This is a genomic window from Alteromonas algae (assembly GCF_049117195.1).
In the GTDB taxonomy this organism is placed as follows: domain Bacteria; phylum Pseudomonadota; class Gammaproteobacteria; order Enterobacterales; family Alteromonadaceae; genus Alteromonas.
On the sequence record NZ_CP185260.1, the window covers coordinates 3,188,950 to 3,207,634 of the forward strand.

Annotated in this window: 11 protein-coding genes; 4 read left to right on the forward strand and 7 right to left on the reverse strand. The window is 44.0% G+C overall.

The genetic code is table 11. The features are described from left to right. Nucleotides 1–174 precede the first annotated feature (174 nt). The gene (locus tag ACOJRU_RS14230) at nucleotides 175–1,386 is read right to left on the reverse strand and encodes a M24 family metallopeptidase (protein ID WP_421132400.1); all 1,212 of its coding nucleotides are present in this window, start codon (nucleotides 1,384–1,386) and stop codon (nucleotides 175–177) included. 98 nt (nucleotides 1,387–1,484) lie between these two features. Further along, nucleotides 1,485–3,215, reverse strand: a complete 1,731-nt coding sequence (locus ACOJRU_RS14235) for a sensor domain-containing diguanylate cyclase (RefSeq protein WP_421132401.1) — start codon at nucleotides 3,213–3,215, stop codon at nucleotides 1,485–1,487. 286 nt (nucleotides 3,216–3,501) lie between these two features. Here ACOJRU_RS14235 and ACOJRU_RS14240 point away from each other — a divergent pair, with 286 nt between their 5' ends. From ACOJRU_RS14240 to ACOJRU_RS14250, 3 genes are all read left to right on the forward strand, one after another. Continuing rightward, on the forward strand, nucleotides 3,502–3,984 hold the full coding sequence (locus tag ACOJRU_RS14240) for a hypothetical protein (RefSeq protein WP_421132402.1): 483 nt from the start codon (nucleotides 3,502–3,504) through the stop codon (nucleotides 3,982–3,984). Nucleotides 3,985–4,179: 195 nt separating this feature from the next. Next, a complete protein-coding gene (locus ACOJRU_RS14245) occupies nucleotides 4,180–6,462 on the forward strand; it encodes a DUF5916 domain-containing protein (RefSeq protein ID WP_421132403.1) in 2,283 nt (760 codons plus the stop codon). A 94-nt stretch (nucleotides 6,463–6,556) separates the two neighbouring features. Continuing rightward, nucleotides 6,557–7,327, forward strand: coding sequence for a thioredoxin family protein (locus tag ACOJRU_RS14250; protein WP_421132404.1), 771 nt, complete (start codon nucleotides 6,557–6,559; stop codon nucleotides 7,325–7,327). Between the two features lie 51 nt (nucleotides 7,328–7,378). On the opposite strand, the gene ACOJRU_RS14255 is transcribed toward ACOJRU_RS14250, so the two are convergent. From ACOJRU_RS14255 to ACOJRU_RS14265, 3 genes are all read right to left on the reverse strand, one after another. Further along, nucleotides 7,379–8,704 carry a DEAD/DEAH box helicase gene (locus tag ACOJRU_RS14255; protein ID WP_421132405.1) on the reverse strand — a complete coding sequence of 442 codons (1,326 nt, stop codon included), beginning with the start codon at nucleotides 8,702–8,704 and terminating at the stop codon, nucleotides 7,379–7,381. A 255-nt stretch (nucleotides 8,705–8,959) separates the two neighbouring features. Further along, nucleotides 8,960–11,353 carry an EAL domain-containing protein gene (locus ACOJRU_RS14260; RefSeq protein WP_421132406.1) on the reverse strand — a complete coding sequence of 798 codons (2,394 nt, stop codon included), beginning with the start codon at nucleotides 11,351–11,353 and terminating at the stop codon, nucleotides 8,960–8,962. A gap of 12 nt (nucleotides 11,354–11,365) precedes the next feature. Then, a complete protein-coding gene (locus tag ACOJRU_RS14265; protein ID WP_421132407.1) occupies nucleotides 11,366–13,921 on the reverse strand; it encodes an HWE histidine kinase domain-containing protein in 2,556 nt (851 codons plus the stop codon). A gap of 316 nt (nucleotides 13,922–14,237) precedes the next feature. On the opposite strand from ACOJRU_RS14265, the gene ACOJRU_RS14270 reads away from it, so the two are divergent. Continuing rightward, nucleotides 14,238–15,563, forward strand: coding sequence for a mechanosensitive ion channel family protein (locus ACOJRU_RS14270; RefSeq protein WP_421132408.1), 1,326 nt, complete (start codon nucleotides 14,238–14,240; stop codon nucleotides 15,561–15,563). A 24-nt stretch (nucleotides 15,564–15,587) separates the two neighbouring features. Here the strand turns inward: ACOJRU_RS14270 and ACOJRU_RS14275 are convergent, their stop codons facing one another. Both ACOJRU_RS14275 and katG read right to left on the reverse strand, forming a co-directional pair. Continuing rightward, nucleotides 15,588–16,073 (reverse strand): hypothetical protein, encoded by a 486-nt coding sequence (locus tag ACOJRU_RS14275; protein ID WP_421132409.1) that lies wholly within the window; start codon nucleotides 16,071–16,073, stop codon nucleotides 15,588–15,590. A gap of 173 nt (nucleotides 16,074–16,246) precedes the next feature. Then, nucleotides 16,247–18,547 carry a catalase/peroxidase HPI gene (katG, locus tag ACOJRU_RS14280; RefSeq protein ID WP_421132410.1) on the reverse strand — a complete coding sequence of 767 codons (2,301 nt, stop codon included), beginning with the start codon at nucleotides 18,545–18,547 and terminating at the stop codon, nucleotides 16,247–16,249. Nucleotides 18,548–18,685 lie beyond the last annotated feature (138 nt).

Here is an 18,685-nt window from a genome sequence, read left to right on the forward strand (position 1 = left end):
CCGCATAATTGTTAAGGCCAAGTGGTGCAATGGCGAATGTGTTCAGCACAAACCTTACTTTATGATAAGGCACTGCCCAGACGGGCAATGCATTGACCGCCTGCGAAAGCGTGATGTTAAGTGAACAGTGGTGGCAACCTATCCTATTGTAGCGAGGTGAGACAAATAAAACGGCTACCCGAAGGGATTATCAATAGCGCAGCTTGGCTCGGTAAACCAGCGAGCCCCGTCATTTGTCATATAAAAATGATCCTCTAAGCGAATCCCAAATTCATTAGGCACTACGATCATTGGCTCGTTACTGAAACACATTCCAGTGGCTAACGGGTGTGGATTGTCTTTCACTAAATACGGCCATTCGTGGATGTCCATACCTATCCCATGACCTGTTCTATGAGGTAGGCCAGGCAACGTATAGTCTGGCCCAAGGCCGTCATTTTCTAGGCTTTTGCGAGCAGCGGCATCAACATCTCCGCACGACACACCTAGCCTTGCTGCATTAAATGCGGCAAGTTGTGCACGCTTTTCACTCTGCCAGAGTGCCACTTGCCTATCGGTTGCCTGACCGTAACAATAGGTACGTGTAATGTCTGAGAGATAACCATGCAGTTTGCACCCAGTATCAATAAGCACCATATCGTTTTCTTTAAGTATTTGTGGGTCTTTTACACCATGAGGGTAAGAAGTGGCTTTCCCAAATAGCACAATACAAAAGTAGCTGCCGCTGGCACCGACTTTGCGATGCGCGTCATTGATAAAAGCGTCGACTTCTGTTGTGGTTATGCCCGTATACAGCATACTGGCTGTCGCTTTGTGTACTGCAAGCGTCATGTCCATAGCACGTTGGATTAGCGCTAATTCGTGTTCTGACTTATGCATTCTGCAATGTGCAGTTACGTCTGCACCATTAACGAGCTGGGTAGTTGTACCGAGCGCTTTATTAAACCCATCAACAATGAAAAAGGCTGTAGATTCGTCAACACCTATCTTATCTCCACCAGCCGAGTGTAGTGTAGGGAGTAAAGAGGCAAACAATGCATAAGGGCTTTCGTGCTCTTCCCACCCCTTGATGTCGCCTGCTATTACCTTTCGTTCGTTAAGCGAGTCAATCTCAAACGTCGGCGCAATATACACAACGTTACCTTCAGCAGGCAACACTGCCCCAACTAGTCGCTCGCTTGCATACCAGTGCATTCCAGTAAAATATGCGAGGTTAGTGCCCGCGTTAAGATACAACGCGCCGATACCATGCTGGCGCATATACCGTTGTGCTTTAGCAATTCTCGCCTCATATTCAGCGACCTGAGTAGGCGAAATGCCTCCCGTCATGTCCGAAAGGCTATCCAATGCCTCTTTCGCTGTTTTACCACCTATGCCCCTGTTCATTGCACCACCTAAACCCTTTAATTTTGCGCCACTTTACAAGAAACAGTTAAAAATTCGAGTTACCCCCCCGTTACTATGCCTTTCGTTGCCGTAAACATTTACGGTTTCACTACGGGAACAAGAGAACTAGCAGAAGGAACTTCCCTACAAGCGACTTGATTGCGCCCCATCGCTTTGGCTTCATACAGCGCCTCGTCAGCAAGAGAAATTAAGCTATCAATACCACAATCAACTGGAGAGGCGCTGGCAACGCCAATACTCGCGGTAATCGTTATCTTCTCATCAAAAGTTGCATCTTCGACGCATCTGCGTAATACCTCTGCAAACAGCTTCGCTTGCACCGCGTCAGTATTTGGAAGAAACAGCAAAAACTCTTCTCCTCCCCATCGAATGGCAACATCAGACGTTCTGATCCTGGCTTTTATTTCCGCCGCTATGGTTTCTAGCACGTTGTCACCCACACCGTGGCCGTATTCATCATTAATTTTCTTGAACCAATCCAAGTCGACCAATACAACGCTTACGTGCTCATTTTTGCGTTTCGCCATCGCCCAAATTGGCGCTATTAGGTCGGTGTACGTCCGGCGGTTATACAAGTTCGTGAGCGGATCAAGTCTTGCGATAGATTCAGCGCTTCTTCGCGCTTCTTCAACCAATTTAAAACTGGTACCCAATGATACAGACAAAAGCGACATTTCACACAGCATGCCTATCTCTATGCCTCTGAACGCCCATTGTGAATAGGGAATTATTCCCCACGTCGCTAAACTCGATACCGTCGCGCCACCCGTTCCCATTACGATGGCGGGTAGAAAAAATTTTGCAATTGGGTTCCCTTTACGTAAAGCGGCAACACCAATCAATAACATCCAAATGGCAAGCGTGGTTAGCACAATAAGCTGGCTCATAATCGCAAACGACTGATTTTTCGTTATTATAATAACGATTGCGAGCGACATGAGACCGGCATATATAAACTTTCTTCTGTTATACAATTTAGGTAAAAAAACACGCGCATTTAAAAACGAGATGGTGAACGTGGTCGCCGATACCAAGTAGCAAAACATGAGCAAGGGCATAAGCCATTGCTGCAACAGGACAGAGGAAGACCACAACAACCAATACCCGTGACCGGTATAGACAAAGTTAAACAATGTAAACGCGAGGAGGTAAAGAGAGTAATAAAGATAGCGACGCTCTTTTAACGATATAAATAGAACGACGTTGTATAAGAATAAAATAAGAAGCGAACCATAAAGCGCACCGTAAAAGTATGCATTCAGTAAAGATTCAGCCTTTACCGCTTCTTCCGACCCTACATATATTGGAAAGGTCATGGGGTCTTCTGATTTAAACCTAAACAGCACCACCGTGTTACCTATTAATAGGTCATATTTCACAGACGGCATACGCGTATCGCGCTCACGCATAGAAAACACCGTTTTGTCACCTAACGATGCGCTGAGTTGACGTTGCCCGTCGTGAAAAATATATACATCAATTTCATCAAGCCACGCATTATCTATCGTTATAATTTGCGATATGCCTGCACGATGCGTGATAACAGGCAAGGCTGCCCACACATTCTTATCAGTGAAGCCGAAGCTAACTCTGCCATCTGTATTTGGAAGAAAATGTCCGGCATGATAAGCGCGTAGTGCAGCGTCGGGGGTAGAAAAAGCGCTATTAGATGCGTGTAACGACAACGCGTCATTCACTAACTGATAATCGCTAAAGACGTTTCGCTCCTTTGCCACGAGAGCGCTCGAAAAGCCCCCTCCAATGAGAAAAAGAGCAGTAATAAGCCAGCGATAAAAGACCTTAACCACACAATGCCTCTTTTTATTATAGTTATTGCACACACCGATTTATATGGCGTTACTTAAACAGTCTGCACCGAACGAATTACTTCATTTCAACGATAGATTTGATGCTAATTATTGTTAGCATGGCCGTGCATACGAAAGGGCTTATATATGAGTGTAAGCTAAGTTTTCATCTATGCAAAAACATTTACATGGATGCAATAAAATACAGAGATAAAAACACTTTTGCCTAACGGTAATTGTTATGACATATTAACCGAATAAAAATAATAACAACGCCATAATTTCTATGCAAATTCGCCGCAAACTCTATACTTTTGTCACTTTTTTCACCCTTGTTGCATCTTCGTTTAGCACGCAGGCAATCACTATCATTGAAACTACACCCGTCCATTTTGGTTCAGTATTTGGCCAACTTGGTTTTCAATGTGTAATGAGCCAGTTTGGTGAAGTAGGGGGAGATTGCGATGCAACGGATACAAACATTAATCGTGGCTCGATTATCGTCACCAACCTTCCGCGAAAAGCCATTGTTGAAGTGGTCATGACTAGTTCGCCCAATGCATCGCTTGACTATGCCCCGACCGCTATAGTGACTGGCGCCAAAGGGGGAACCGTCACTCTTACGCCCAATCAGCCGGTTTTACTTGAAGTAAAAGGAAATGGCGCCGACTTTACCATTGACGTTTTTGGCACACTATCTATCAATGATGACTTGCGTACCTCTCAACCCTATACCGTTGATTACACTATTCAAGTCAACGCGCTGTAGTAAAACAAGGGATGTAAGCGCAAAACGTTAAATCTCCATTTACCTGCGATTAACATCTGTAAGTGCGGTGTTTATTTGCGTTTCCTTTGCGCATAATTACCGAGAATTTTAAAACAATAAGAATTTGTAATGCCATTTTTCTCTGTCCGCTCCTCATGTAACCGTCTTCGCTTATTTTTTTTGATGTGTTTAATTATGCTGTCGATGTCGTCTTATGGTGCTAACGGCATTATTTTAACTGAAGACGAAACGCCTATTGTTATTCCAAACCTTCACGGTGACATCAATGTCGATGGTAATATTGATGAAGCAGTGTGGCAGTCGGCCGCGCTTATCTCGCTTGATTACATTACTCGGCCATTTGAAAACACGACACCACCTGTAACGACCACCGCCCGTATTTTCGAAAACGGTAATATGCTTTATATCGGTTTTAGTGCACAAGACAATGACCCCGATGCAATTCGTGCTTTGTTTCGCGACAGAGACCAGGTGTGGGATAACGACTTAGTAGGAATAAAACTAGATACCTTCGGCGATAGCCGCTTGTCCTACCAATTTTTTGTAAACCCTAATGGTATTCAAATAGACGCTATTGAAAATGAAATGACGCGAACAGAAAGCGCTAGCTGGAACGCCATTTGGGATTCAGGCGCGGTGATCACTAAAAACGGCTATAACGTAGAGATTGCACTGCCCTTTCGTATTATGAATTTTCTTGATAGCGACGGCCCTAAACAATGGCGCGCTGAATTAGTTAGATTCTATCCACGAGAAAATAACTTACGCATATCAAACCGTAAAGTCGATAGAGATAATGCCTGTACGCTTTGCCAGATGGGACAAATAGAAGGTTTCGCCAAAGCGAAACAAGGCAAAAACCTAACCATTGTGCCTTATGCCGTTGTGTCAGGGTCTCGAAGTCGTTCCATCGCGAGAACAGACGACTGGCAATCTGCTGATAACCAAGAGGTAGGGGCTGATATTAACTGGGGGATCACCTCAGACATGATGCTTCAAGCCACTATCAACCCCGACTTTTCACAAGTTGAAGCCGATGCTGGCCAACTCGCTATTAACAACCCTTTTGCGTTATTTTTTCCCGAACGGCGACCGTTCTTCTTAGAGAATGCTGACTTTTTTAGCACGCAACATGACCTTGTATATACCCGTAATTTAGGCGCGCCTGATGTGGGTACAAAGCTAACAGGCAGAATAGACAATCACACGTTCGGGTTACTTGTTGCTAATGACGAAGACACGACATTCTTAGTACCGGGGAACCTCGGCTCTCGCGTCGCGCGATTAGGAAAAGAGAGTCATAACATTGCCGCGCGATATCGCTTTGATGTGTCAGATGCGTTGTCGTTTGGCACAATATTGACCGGTAGAAAAGCCGATGATTATAACAATGTTGTCACCGGCATCGACTCCCGCTACCAGATAACGCCAACAGATACGCTGCGAGTACAAGTGCTTACCTCAGAAACACAGTACCCAGACACCCTCTTTCAGCGATTTTGCGACCAAGATTGTACACAACGTGATAATTACAGCGAGAGCGCTCTTAGAACCCAATCGTCGTCTCCACGTAACGGCGTAAGTTATGTTGTCGACTATCGCCATGAAGAAAGAGAGTGGTTTTTTCTTGCCAATAGAAAGAGTACACAAGCTGATTTTCGCGCAGACCTTGGGTTTGAAAGCACAGTAGATAGGCACAAAAGCGTTATTGGCGGTGGATACATATGGTGGCAAGAGAACGACTGGTGGAACCGCTTTGAATTTAGCGGCGACTGGGATATCACCCATAACGACGATGGCGAATTAATTGAGCGGGAAGTGCAAGCGCAGCTTGAACTTAACGCGGCTTATCAGTCGTTTATGAGTCTTCAGTGGGTAAAGCGAGATACCGTAGGACTGCGGGCAGATCGCTCTTCATTGGCTATTGACGGAAACACCACACGATTCACAGAGGAACAAGTGTCCCTTTATGCGGAAACTCGCCCTAACAAGACATTGTATTTGGAGAACTTTGTTCGATACGGTGACAGAATAGATTTACTTAATAATCGACTAGGGAAGCAACTGTTAATACAACCCCAGCTTACGATGAATTTAGGTAATCATTTTCAGGCCACCATAAATCACGAATACAATAATATTGACGTTAACAATGCTACACTTTTCACTGCCAACCTTACGGATTTACGCCTTAGTTATCAGTTTTCTGCTAAGCAGTTTTTACGCCTTGCATTAGTGTATTCAGACGTAAAGCGTAATAAGGAAAATTATCTATTTGACGTTCGAGAAAGAGACAGAAATCTCGGTACACAATTGGTATATTCTTATATGATTAACCCGTTGTCTCGACTTTTTGTGGGTTATGGTGATGCCGCGATCGCTAACGATAACTTCCCTGGATTAAGGCGGTTTGAGCAAACTATTTTTGCGAAGTTCAGCTATGCCTGGCTGTACTAACACCGCGAGGTAAGATATTTAATGCTTATTTACCGTGCAGCCATCAGGTTTAATGGAATTCGCAGTGAACAATATAATAAATGGATGCCCTTTTATGAATCGCTTTTTTAACATCGTTAGACACCTTACGGTATTTAGCTACCTTACTCTATCAATACTCTTTACGCCTTTTTGTTTAGCCAGTGCAGAGAATACCCCTGACACCGACGTAATCTATCAATACATACCCGAAGAAAATGCTGTTGCGGCATTATTCGACTCAAGGCAACACGCCATTGAGAATAATAAGCGCTTATTGGTTGTGTTAGGTGCACAGTGGTGCCACGACAGCCGAGGTCTGGCAGCACAGTTTTCTTCCGAACCAATGCAAGAAATTATTCAAAATGACTATGAAGTAAAGTTTATTGATGTAGGGTTATTAGAAGATAGACGCGCAATCACAACACAGTTCAACTACCCAACCTACTATGCAACACCGACGGTAATGGTAATAGACCCACAAACCAATACGCTTTTAAACGCAGACTCTATGGATAAATGGGCATTTGCAGATAGTGTCCCACCGGAAGATTACGTTGATTATTTTGGGGCATTTCAGAACAAGGCTACAAACAAACCAAGCGCGTTAACACAGTATGATGTTGCGAACGCGAAACGACTGCAAAACGCCTATGATATTTTGGGCCCAATGCTCGGGCAAGATATTGCAGGAAATGCGCCTGACGGTTTCTATGACTTGTGGAAAGAAGTAAGAACTTATCGAATCAGTCTCCAAAAATCGTTAGCCACGCAAGCGGCAACATATTCTGAGGATGATGGTAACAAGCGGGAAGCCTATGGCCCGTTCAGCTGGGAAAATGAATAAAAAAAAGCACACCATTGAGTGTGCTTTTTTGTTTTTTAATCAGCGTAATCGCTAGCTTGGGTTGGCTGAATTTACGCTTGCTCCTCGACGGGGCTGAGGAGAGCGTCGTCTTCTCGGCGCTTTTCCATCACCGGCGCCACTGCGTGCTTTTTTCTCGCCCGACGGCCCATTTTGCTGAAACGATTTAGGCTTCTTTGGCTTTTTCGGCTTTTTAGGGCTTGAAAGCACTGTGTCTGGCACTTTCGCTTGCGGAGCGAACCCTTCTAGAGGCGTTCTAGGAAGCAGCTTTTGAATGAGCGTTTCAATGTCTTTTAATTGCTGAAGTTCATCAATACTCACAAAAGACCAAGCTTGTCCGCTTGCACCCGCGCGGCCAGTACGTCCAATTCTATGTACATAGTCAGCAGGCGTATTGGGCAAATCTAAGTTAACTACTGTGGGCAGTTCACTAATATCAATACCTCGTGCGGCGATATCGGTGGCGACAAGCACGTGAATTTTTCCGCTTTTAAACTCAGACAACGCCTTGGTGCGTGCGCCTTGGCTTTTGTTTCCGTGAATAGCAGCGCTTGGGATATTTGCTTTACCCAGTTTTTCGGCAATTCTATTTGCACCGTGTTTAGTACGACTAAACACCAATAACTGTTTCCATTTCTGTTGTTTTATAAGGCTAATCAGCGCGCTGGTTTTTTTAGATTTATCAACGGGAACTAGATATTGCTGAACGCTCTCTACTGTTGTGTTAGCAGGCGCCGTCGAAATTTTTTCTGGGTTATTCGTAATTGTCTGGGCAAGCTCGGTAATCTCTTCAGAAAACGTTGCAGAGAACAACAACGTTTGTCGCTGAGTTGGCAGCAACTTCAATATGCGTTTAATGTCGTGTATGAAGCCCATGTCGAGCATGCGGTCTGCTTCATCTAACACCAAGGTTTCCAGTTGTTGAAATTTAACCGCATTCTGCTGGTATAAATCAAGCAAACGCCCAGGGGTAGCAATAAGTACGTCAATACCACCACGGAGCTGTTTCATTTGCGGGTTAATCCCTACTCCACCAAATACCACAGCAGTTTTTAACGGTAAAAACTCACTAAACTGACGAATACTTTCTTCTACTTGCGCCGCTAACTCTCGTGTTGGCGTAAGGATAAGTGCGCGAACACTATTTGGTTTGGCTTTTTGTCCACCAATAAGATTGTGAAGTAACGGTAATCCGAAGCCAGCGGTTTTACCCGTGCCGGTTTGCGCTGCCGCCAAAATATCTTTACCGTCAAGAATAACGGGGATCGCTTTCTCTTGAATAGGTGAAGGTAGAGTATAGCCTTGCTTATCAACCGCTTTCATTAAAGCAGCGTCTAGGCCAAGATGAGAAAAAGACATGATAGTCTCCTGATAACGAATTAAAAAGCTACACAAAGGCAGCAACTGTTGCTGAAAGGCTATCGTCTAGTTCTGGCTTATCAGTAGATATTGATGTCTGAAAATCGCGTGAGGAACTTACAAAGTAAATTACTGAAGAAGATATAAATTGTTCAAAAGAGCCTTAAAAAAGCGCGAGCACTATACCACATCGCCAGTAAGGCCACCAGCAAAGATGAAGCGTTAACGCCGATACCGTCACGGCCACCTTTATCTTTAAACCACCACACGAGGAACTGCATGCTGAGTTTGCATGTATTCCATTAAGGCCAATAAACTCATAGGCATGGCAAAATGATATCCTTGCATTGAATCTGCACCGATATGTGTGGCAAAAGCAACCTGTTCTTTATATTCAAGCCCTTCCAGCGTGGTAGGTACCTTTAGTGCTTTACACAGTGTAATCACATTCTTAAGTATTGTCGCTTGACGTTCTCCCGATGGGGACACAATAGGAAACTCAGGCAGTAAAGAACGGTCTAGTTTGACCGCATCATAAATATTTTCGGCAAGTTCAGATAGACACGAATACCCAGTACCAAAATCATCAATAGACACGCGAAAACCGATTTTTTTTAGTTCAGCTAATACCTCTCGCGCTTGCTCACTTTGCAGGGTCGATTCGGTTATTTCAAGCACACAACGCGTAGGCGCCAAATTGAATTGAGCAATCATATTCTCAAATGATTCGACAATACTTTCATGTTGCAACTGTACCGCAGACATATTGATGTTGACGGCGATCTCGCTATACCCCCAACTATCCAACGCTTGTAGTGCCATACACCCCTCTCTCAGCATGTGTAGCCCTAATTCATGAATAAGGTAAGAACGCTCGGCGACTGGAATGAATTTATCAGGTCCAATAAGACCGCGGCCCGGTACATGCCACCTTGCTAATGCTTCAAGCGCCACCACTTCACCTGAGATACTTACGATAGGTTGAAAGTACGCACATATCTCGCCTGAAGAAATAGCAGTTCTCAGGCCCTGCTGGACAAATAATCTGTATTCGATGTCTTGAGTCAGTGACTCTTCGAAGAAAACAATATTATTTTTACCCAGTTTTTTTGCCTGATACATTGCAATGTCGGCATGTTTTAGTAAATCGCTAGCACAAAGGGACTCGTTTGAAATCGCAATGCCAACACTTGCTGTAATAACGAACTCTGCCGACGACGTAACAAACGGTGCTTCAAAAACACTGGTTATGCGCTCGGCAAAACGTTGTAAATCAATAGGTTTGTTGTCGGCAGCGACAATGACAAATTCGTCGCCTCCAAAGCGAATAAGCTTATCGGTCTCCCTAATTTTCACCAACATCCTAGACACACAGCTTCTTAAAACTTGGTCACCTATTTCGTGCCCATAAGAATCATTGATCAACTTAAACTCATCTAAATCAATAAAAATAAGCGCAACCTCAGACGATACACTTTGTAGAGTCTGTATTACTTGGTTTAAGTAATTTCTGTTTCCTGCGCCCGTTAGAGGGTCGGTAAAGGCTAAATATTTCAGTTTTGATTCTGTCGATTTCAGAGCTGTAACATCAGTAAGAATAGCGACTTTGCGTCCATGCTCGTCATGTTCAATAACATTGATAGACACAACAAGGTGTTTTCTTTTTCCATCTTCGGTAACAATATTTATCTCTTCGCGCATGTCATCGTTAAACACAAGGTCTTCTTTATCGCTGTCTCGCTCCCTTGGGAAGTAATCAAAAAACAAGGTTCCAATTAAGCTATCCGAAGCGACACCGAGCAACTCATTAGCCGCAGCATTGGCTTTAGTGATCATGCCATCCGCATCAAAAACCAATACGCCCTCCTGCATTTCTTTTATGATGCGGTCCGACACGAAGAGCTCGCTTTCTATCTGATGAAGATCGGTAACATCTTGAATCGCTCCTATTCGCACCCCTTCTTCAGACATCGACACATCAGTAAGTGTAACCTGTAGCCACGATATCTCGCTCTCGCTATCCACAACTTTCAGTCGAGTTTGAAAGCCTTGAGTGCTATCTATAGCAACTTGAAGCGCTTTTTTATCTTCCTCTGGGAATAAAATCATGAAATCGTCAAGCGACAGGCTAAGGGGCAAAGAGAAATAATTTTGTTCGCTTTTAATGACAATAGACTTTGTTATTTCATCTATTTCAAGCACGGCCAATTTCGCAACATTTGACGCGATATTTAATCGTAGCGAGGCGTCCTTCATTTCATCATCAATACGTTTTCGCTCTAGCGCAACTTTGACTGCGGTGCGAAGCATTGCGTTGCCAAAAGGTTTAACCAAATAACCATAAGGCGCAATGGATAATGCGTCGGACAGAGTATCGTCGTCGCTGTATGCCGACGTAAATACAATGGGAATAGCGTACTTGCTGATAATATGCCTGCCCACATCAATACCGGTCAGCGACTCCCCCAAATTAATGTCCATTAGAATAATATCGGGTTGGTACTTTTCTGCGAGCTTAATTGCGGTTTCGGCATCGCCAGCAATACCCACCACATCTACACCGAAGCTTTTCAGGGAAAAGCTTGTGTTCATTGCATCAATGGTTTGGTCTTCAACAATTAATATTCTGGCAGTTATCGATGCTTCCATTTATTCGCTTCTTTACGTAAGTTCTTCCAAAGTTTTTTCCAACGTCTTTATATTTACTGGTTTACTTAATACGTGCACAGAAGAGAGAATTTCGGGTATCTCTAATTCGGCACCATACCCCGTAATAAACATAAATGGCGTAGCTTGATTTAGCAGTTCGGTGGCTAACTGAATTGTGTTTTCATTTCCCAAGTGCATATCTAAGAATATGATATCTGGACGCTCTTTCTCTATTCCCGCTCTAGCGGCAGACACAGAACCAAAAATAGACGCGTACGGAATACCGATACTTTTCAGCTTTTTCTGCAAGTCCATTGATATCAGAAGGTTATCTTCTACGATACACGCCTTTTCAAAATGATTTACTTGTTCCTCCTCTGGCTGAACATCGTTTTTATAATTAGGCATTGTGCTGCTTTCGCTTGCCTTATCAGTTCTCGCCACTTCTTCAATGTGCTTACTAGGAATTTTAAATACGGCTTTCATCCCAGTGGTTAATGCGCTGATGTTAGTTTCACCGCCTAACTCATGGGGAATAACCGAACGTATTATCGTCATACCAAAACCATCAGGGCCTAACTCTGTAATAGGCGGGCCGCCTTTTTCAACCCACTCAATGGTGCAGTTTCCTTGCTTATCGAGCCACCAATTTACTGACACGGTCCCATCGCTACTCGATGCGCTCAATGCACCATATTTTGCAGCATTGGTAATAAGTTCATGAAAAACCAAAACAACTGGCGTAACCCCATATGCACTAATGTTTATGTCGGGCCCTTCAACCGTAAAGACGGACTCATTTATCATATAGGCGCGTAACTCATTCCAAAGCAATGTATTAAAGCTTACGCTTTGCCATGAGGAATGCGTGAGTTGATCATGCCCTAGTGCTAATGCTGAAATCCGGGCTGATAATGAATCGACAAAAAGACCAATATCGTTTTTGTCATGGGAAGTTTGAGACACGATAGCATTGACCAAATTCAAGATATTTCGTACTCGATGGTTCAGCTCGCCAATCAATAACTGTAACCTTTCTTTCGCTTCTTTTTGCAATGCTTCTTTTTCGTGGAGATGCTGAATGGTCAAATCCATAATGCCTGTTCGTATCGACTTAGCACGCTCTATATCAAGTATAGACCACGCTGATGACTGGTCGTCATGGGAAACGATCCACTGTTCAAAACTAGACCTAGGCGTAAGTTTTACATCGCCGTTGTTTACGACTGACTTATCGGGGTTACCCGCCCACCGTACCTCTTGAACAACGGCTTCGCGAAACAACAAAATATAATCAACGGGATGACTAGATACTTGGATGGCAAGAACCCCTGCCACGTTGTTGTCACGTAGCGAGGGATCTAATGTTTCAATCTTATCTGTCGCGTAAACTGGCGTGTCGGTTTGAGTTTTTAGAAAGTTAAGCAGATGATTTACTTTTTTAGAGCTTAACGCCTTACCGCGATGCCTATACTCGCCATTAAATGCGCACCCAATACCGTCAATATCAATCAAGCTCTTGAAGAAGTCATAGCGTTCATTGACCATTTGCGGGATAGACACCGAATTAGACACATTACTAATCACTTTTGTATAGGCCGTATTGGCCTTCTCGCTAATAGCAATCCGTTCAACCACAAGCCGTTTATTTAGTTCTAAAGAGAAAAATTCTGCAAATAGCTCTAGTTGTTCTAGCATTTTGCCTGACAACCTATGCGCTGAATTATGGTGACATGCAATCAACCCCCACAACTCACCTTCTACAATAACGGAAATAGACATCGACGCGCCTACTCCCATATTCTTTAGATACTGAATATGCACCTCAGATACAGAACGAAGCCGTGAAAAAGACAAGTCGAGTTCACGTTGTTTTGTACTGAGCGCAACTAATTCATGGGCAGAGGAATGCACATCGCAGATAACGCGAATCAAATTTTTCTTGTAAAGCGCACGCGCCTGCTTGGGTATATCTGAAGCTGGATATTTCAATCCTAAAAAAGGAGGCAGTTCGCTTTCTTTAGATTCAGCGACAACCTCGCCACTACCGTCGTTGTCAAATCGATACAACATCACTCGGTCGAAATGTGTGAATAGACGAACGCCTTCCACTAAGTGCTCATATAATGTTGCGACATCTTGGCTTTGACTAAATTGATTCATCATGGCAAGCAAAAAGTTGTCCATGCCATCACTATCTACATGTGGCTCAAACTCAAAAATAATCACATCTGAACTATCATGAATACTGATATCTTGAGCCAACGCCAAAAAGGGCAGCGAAACGTTGACGAGTCGGTGGGGCTTACCTGTTATTAGTGCTTGATGATATGCCCCCCTTGCAGCATGTGAGAGCGAATTACCTAAAAGTTCCCATACGGTTTTCGCACTGACATCGTCTTGTTCCATTTGAAAAATATTGAAGGCATTAGCAGACACGAACAGTAGTTCACCATCAGTACTGGCTGCAAGCAAAACACCATGCGATTGCACTCGCCCCAACAGGTGTATTGGTTCTTTATCACATTGCGATACCAAATTGTCATAGTTCGACGAGTGTGCGGTCATTTGGCTCTACCTTCTCTTTGACATACGTATAGAAAAATGAGAGTTAGCATAGATAAACTGCGTTACCAAAACCAAATACACTCTACTATTTATAGTAATAGACCAGTCTGTAGCTTTTTTATAGCCTAATGCCGATAAAACGAGTTTTTTTTCCACCGAAATATCAAGCTATGAAAAACGTTATACTTTAGTAGTAAAAAAATACACATTTTAACACGAAAATTTAAAATAACGCTTTACTCTTCTCTACTAAGCACGTTAAAAAGCGTACTTGATTTCACGCCAATAATTGGCACTTTTGGGATAAAACAACGTAATGTCATTAATGGCGCTACAAACAAAGATGCAAGACGTTATTCTTGCAGCCTCGGACGCGTTGACCTCAACCGCGTTCTATATCCAATTAGGCATAATCGCTACGTGCTACTGTGTAGCTTACTTAGTTGCTGTGCGTATCCGAAAACAATTTCGTTATACGCGAGAAGCCCCATCATCACCGCAGAAGCGCCTACATAATTCTTTGTTTAAACTTGGGAAAGCCATTTTTCCGGTGCTTGCTATTGTGCTGCTAAAAATAACATCCACTGTAGGCCAAACGCTGCTTCCTGAGGCCTGGCTTCTGAATGCTGCGGTAATTTTAGCCATAATGTTATTTACATACTCGTTAGCCAATAATTTCATTGAAAGTGTCGCTTTTGCGGGCTTCATCAAGTGGGTTGGCTTACCCCTATTGTTCTTATTCTTAATAGGTATCTTGCCCATTGTTGTCGAAACCTTAGAAGGAATGGCAATCAATATTGGAAATATAGAGGTTTCTGCCTACGGCGTGTTTAGGGTCATTATCTTTGGCGGATTACTGTTTTGGCTTGGCCGCGCATCCAACACCTTCGGGCAGGACATCATTAGAAGTCATAAATCACTTGATGTTTCGACCAAGGAAGTGTTCGCTAAGCTGTTTGAAGTAGCGCTTTTCTGCATCATATTTTTACTACTGCTTAACATTATGGGCGTTAACCTTACTGCACTTGCGGTATTCGGTGGCGCCTTAGGTGTAGGGCTTGGTTTAGGCCTTCAGTCAATTGCATCTAACTTTATATCGGGGATCATCATCCTGTTAGATCGCAGCTTGACCGTAGGTGATTATGTTGAATTAGAAGAGGGTCAAAAAGGCATTGTTAGGCAATTCAAGATGCGCTACGCCGTATTAGAAACCTTCGATGGAAAAGATATTCTTGTTCCTAATGAAAAGTTTATTAGCTCGTTACTTATTAATTGGACACACAAAGATCCAAAACAGCGTTATCGCATTGATTTTTCAGTGGCGTACAAAACTGACATACGTGCAATGGTTGAAATTATTAAAGATGCCGTTAGCCAACATCCTCAAGTTATCGCCGGTGACGATGTACCGTTTGAAGAGCGCCCTGATTGTGAAATAGACAGCTTTGGCGATTCTGGCGTGAATATGTTCGTCGAATTTTGGATGGAAGGTGTCGATGATGGTAAAAACCGTGTAGGCGGTGACTTACTGCTTGTGGTGTTTGAAACCTTAAGAGAGCACGGCATTGAAATTCCATTCCCACAAAGAGAAGTTCGCGTACTTAACGACGATGGCCCGGCACTTAAAAACACGACACCATAGTCATCTGCCAAATTAGCGTGATAATTAAAAGCGAGCGCGCAAGGTATCCCATTGCCAATCCTTGCCGCTCAGCTTCAATACATGCGTAAAACGCTCGTAATCATCCCTTCCCATTGCACTGGCAACGGTCTTCAGTTGTGCTTTAGCGCGAATAGCTTTCACCTGAAGCAGCGCTAACCTTTTATCAGCGCGAGGGTCAAAATCATCATTAATAATGTCGCTTACTTTTTCATTCGCCTCCCAATAAGAAAGAACGTAACTAATAAGTTTTACGTGTACAGATAACATTTGCTTCGTTACATAAACCGGAGCTAACGAGGAGTGTTGAAAATAAGCGCTACAGCTTGCCTCTGTTTGCGCTACTGCCGCTTTATTTAATGTGTCTAATGCCGTGCGATATGCTTCAAGCAAGGTCAAGTGCCTATCACTGAAGTAGCATTTAGCGTCTAGCATATCTAAATCATCAGCAATAATTTCTAAGTTAACCAGTAAACGTTGGAATGTTGCCATCTATAACATAATACCAAGCAGCTAAAGCACTGCTAATTGAGCATAGGAATAAGAATAGTGTAACGAATTTTGACTAAATTCGCAGCGCAATGTAACGCATAAAACGGATGGGGCAGCAAACAACAAAAATGCGGGGCACGCCCCGCATTTTTAATTGTCACGTTATATTGCTATTACTTGTTTAGCGGGGCATTAAGGTCATGGCGCAGATCGAATCGGTCTAGCGTCATCACTTTTGTCCATGCATCAACAAAGTCATTCACGAATTGTGTTTTAGCATTGTCGTAGGCGTATACTTCTGCCACCGCGCGCAGCTCACTGTTAGAGCCGAACACTAGGTCCACAGGTGTACCCGTAAATCTTGGCTCGCCCGAAGCGCGATCAACACCTTCATAAACGGAAGGGTTGTCGGTTTTTCTCCATTTAATACCCATGTCTAACAAATTCACAAAGAAATCATTAGAAAGTGCATTGGTGTTGTCTGTAAACACACCGTGCGTGCTGCTACCTGTATTTGCACCTAACGTACGCATTCCACCCAATAACACGGTCATCTCAGGTACTGTTAAATTAAGTTGATCTGCTTTATCCGCCAACATATCTGTCGGTGAACGGTAGCTCGCCTCAGCGTCGTAGTAGTTTCTAAATGCATCCGCTGCCGGTTTTAGCAATGCAAAAGAGTTAACATCTGTCTGCGCTTGGGTTGCATCGCCACGACCTGGTACAACAGGTACGGTTACCTTAACGCCTGCGTCCGCAGCCGCTTTTTCAATAGCCGCTGCACCGCCAATGACGATAAGGTCAGCAAGCGACACTTTCTTCTTCGAAAACATTCCAGAATTGAAATCTTCTTGAATAGCACGAAGCTTCTCAACTACTGATTTCACGGTTTCTGGTTCGTTAACTTCCCAGCTAATTTGCGGCTCTAATGCTATACGAGCCCCGTTAGCGCCACCTCGGTAATCTGATGCTCTAAAGCTTGCCGCTGATGCCCATGCAGTTTTAACCAATTGCTGGACCGTTAATCCTGTCTCTAGAATTTCTTTTTTCAGCTTTTTAATGTCACGGTCTGAAACCACTTTGTAGTCGACCGCAGGCACCGGGTCTTGCCAGATAAAGTTGTCTTTTGGAACATCATTACCTAAGTAACGCGCCTTTGGCCCCATGTCACGGTGCGTAAGCTTAAACCAAGCTTTAGCGAACGCCGTTTGATACTCTTTAGGATCAGCTAAGAAGCGTTCAGCTATTTTGCGATACTCGGGGTCATATTTAAGGGCTAAATCAGCAGTAGTCATGACTGGCGCGTTCTTCTTGCCTTCTACGTGTGCATCAGGCACCGAAGTATGCAATGACTCATCTGTTGGGATCCATTGGATAGCACCTGCCGGGCTACGTGTTTGTTTCCACTCAAATCCAAGTAGGTTTTGTAAGTATAAACTTGTCCACTTCGTTGGTAACTGCGTCCACGCCCCTTCTAAGCCACTGGTAACTGTGTCTTCAGAATGACCTTTACCACAGTTGTTTTTCCAACCTAGGCCTTGTTCTTCAACGCCTGCGCCACCGGGTTCTGCTTCTAAGCAGTCAGCAGGTTTGTGCGCACCATGCATTTTACCAAAGGTATGACCGCCAGCGATAAGTGCTACCGTTTCCTCGTCGTTCATTGCCATGCGGCCAAAAGCGGTACGGATATTCTTAGCCGAGCCCATCGGGTCAGGCACCCCTTTTGGACCTTCAGGGTTTACGTAGATAAGCCCCATGTGCGTAGCACCTAGCGGCCGTTGTAGTTTGCCATCTTTTTCTTCACGATCACTTGCTAGCATTTCAACTTCTGGGCCCCAATACACCATGTCAGGTTCCCAATCATCAGTACGACCACCAGCGAAGCCATAGGTATCAAACCCCATGTTTTCCATGCCTACGGTGCCTGCTAAAATCATAAGGTCACCCCATGATAAGCTTTCACCGTACTTTTGCTTTATAGGCCATAACAAGCGACGCGCTTTGTCTAAGTTGCCATTATCTGGCCAGCTGTTAAGCGGGTCAAAACGCATTTGACCGCCGTCACCGCCACCGCGACCGTCTAGCGTACGGTATGTGCCCGCGCTGTGCCAAGATAGTCGAATAAAGAACGGGCCATAGTTGCCGAAGTCAGCAGGCCACCAATCTTGAGAGGTAGTTAATAGTGCATTTACATCACGCTTCACTTCATAAAGATCTAATTTTGAAAACGCTTCGGCATAATTAAAATCGTCGCCTAACGGGTTCGAACGATTGTCATGGTCGCGTAGCGCTGAGAGGTCGAGCTGATTCGGCCACCAAAACTGATTGTTTTTTGCTTGGAACGCAGCAGTCATCCCCGTGCCTTTCGCACCCGCAGGTTTACTGATTTGATCGTTAGCGAATGCAGCGGTCGTGCTTAGTGCAAAGGCAACTAAGCCTGACAAGGTCGTTTTCTTAAACCTATTTATGGTCATTGTATTGTCCTGTATATGTGGTTGCAGTGACATAAGTGGCGTATGGACCTAAGTCAAGATAGGTCCATACGTCACCGTTAACGTTTCATTTACGTTTGAGTAAATACAAGATAGTCACTGGCACAAAAAAAGGACAGT

Bases quoted from the DNA above. Each gene is read 5' to 3' on its own strand.
- ACOJRU_RS14230 (WP_421132400.1), bottom strand. From the start codon at position 1,386: ATGAACAGGGGCATAGGTGGTAAAACAGCGAAAGAGGCATTGGATAGC.
- ACOJRU_RS14240 (WP_421132402.1), top strand. From the start codon at position 3,502: ATGCAAATTCGCCGCAAACTCTATACTTTTGTCACTTTTTTCACCCTT.
- ACOJRU_RS14245 (WP_421132403.1), top strand. From the start codon at position 4,180: ATGCTGTCGATGTCGTCTTATGGTGCTAACGGCATTATTTTAACTGAA.
- ACOJRU_RS14250 (WP_421132404.1), top strand. From the start codon at position 6,557: ATGAATCGCTTTTTTAACATCGTTAGACACCTTACGGTATTTAGCTAC.
- ACOJRU_RS14255 (WP_421132405.1), bottom strand. From the start codon at position 8,704: ATGTCTTTTTCTCATCTTGGCCTAGACGCTGCTTTAATGAAAGCGGTT.
- ACOJRU_RS14260 (WP_421132406.1), bottom strand. From the start codon at position 11,353: ATGGAAGCATCGATAACTGCCAGAATATTAATTGTTGAAGACCAAACC.
- ACOJRU_RS14265 (WP_421132407.1), bottom strand. From the start codon at position 13,921: ATGACCGCACACTCGTCGAACTATGACAATTTGGTATCGCAATGTGAT.
- ACOJRU_RS14270 (WP_421132408.1), top strand. From the start codon at position 14,238: ATGTCATTAATGGCGCTACAAACAAAGATGCAAGACGTTATTCTTGCA.
- ACOJRU_RS14275 (WP_421132409.1), bottom strand. From the start codon at position 16,073: ATGGCAACATTCCAACGTTTACTGGTTAACTTAGAAATTATTGCTGAT.
- katG (WP_421132410.1), bottom strand. From the start codon at position 18,547: ATGACCATAAATAGGTTTAAGAAAACGACCTTGTCAGGCTTAGTTGCC.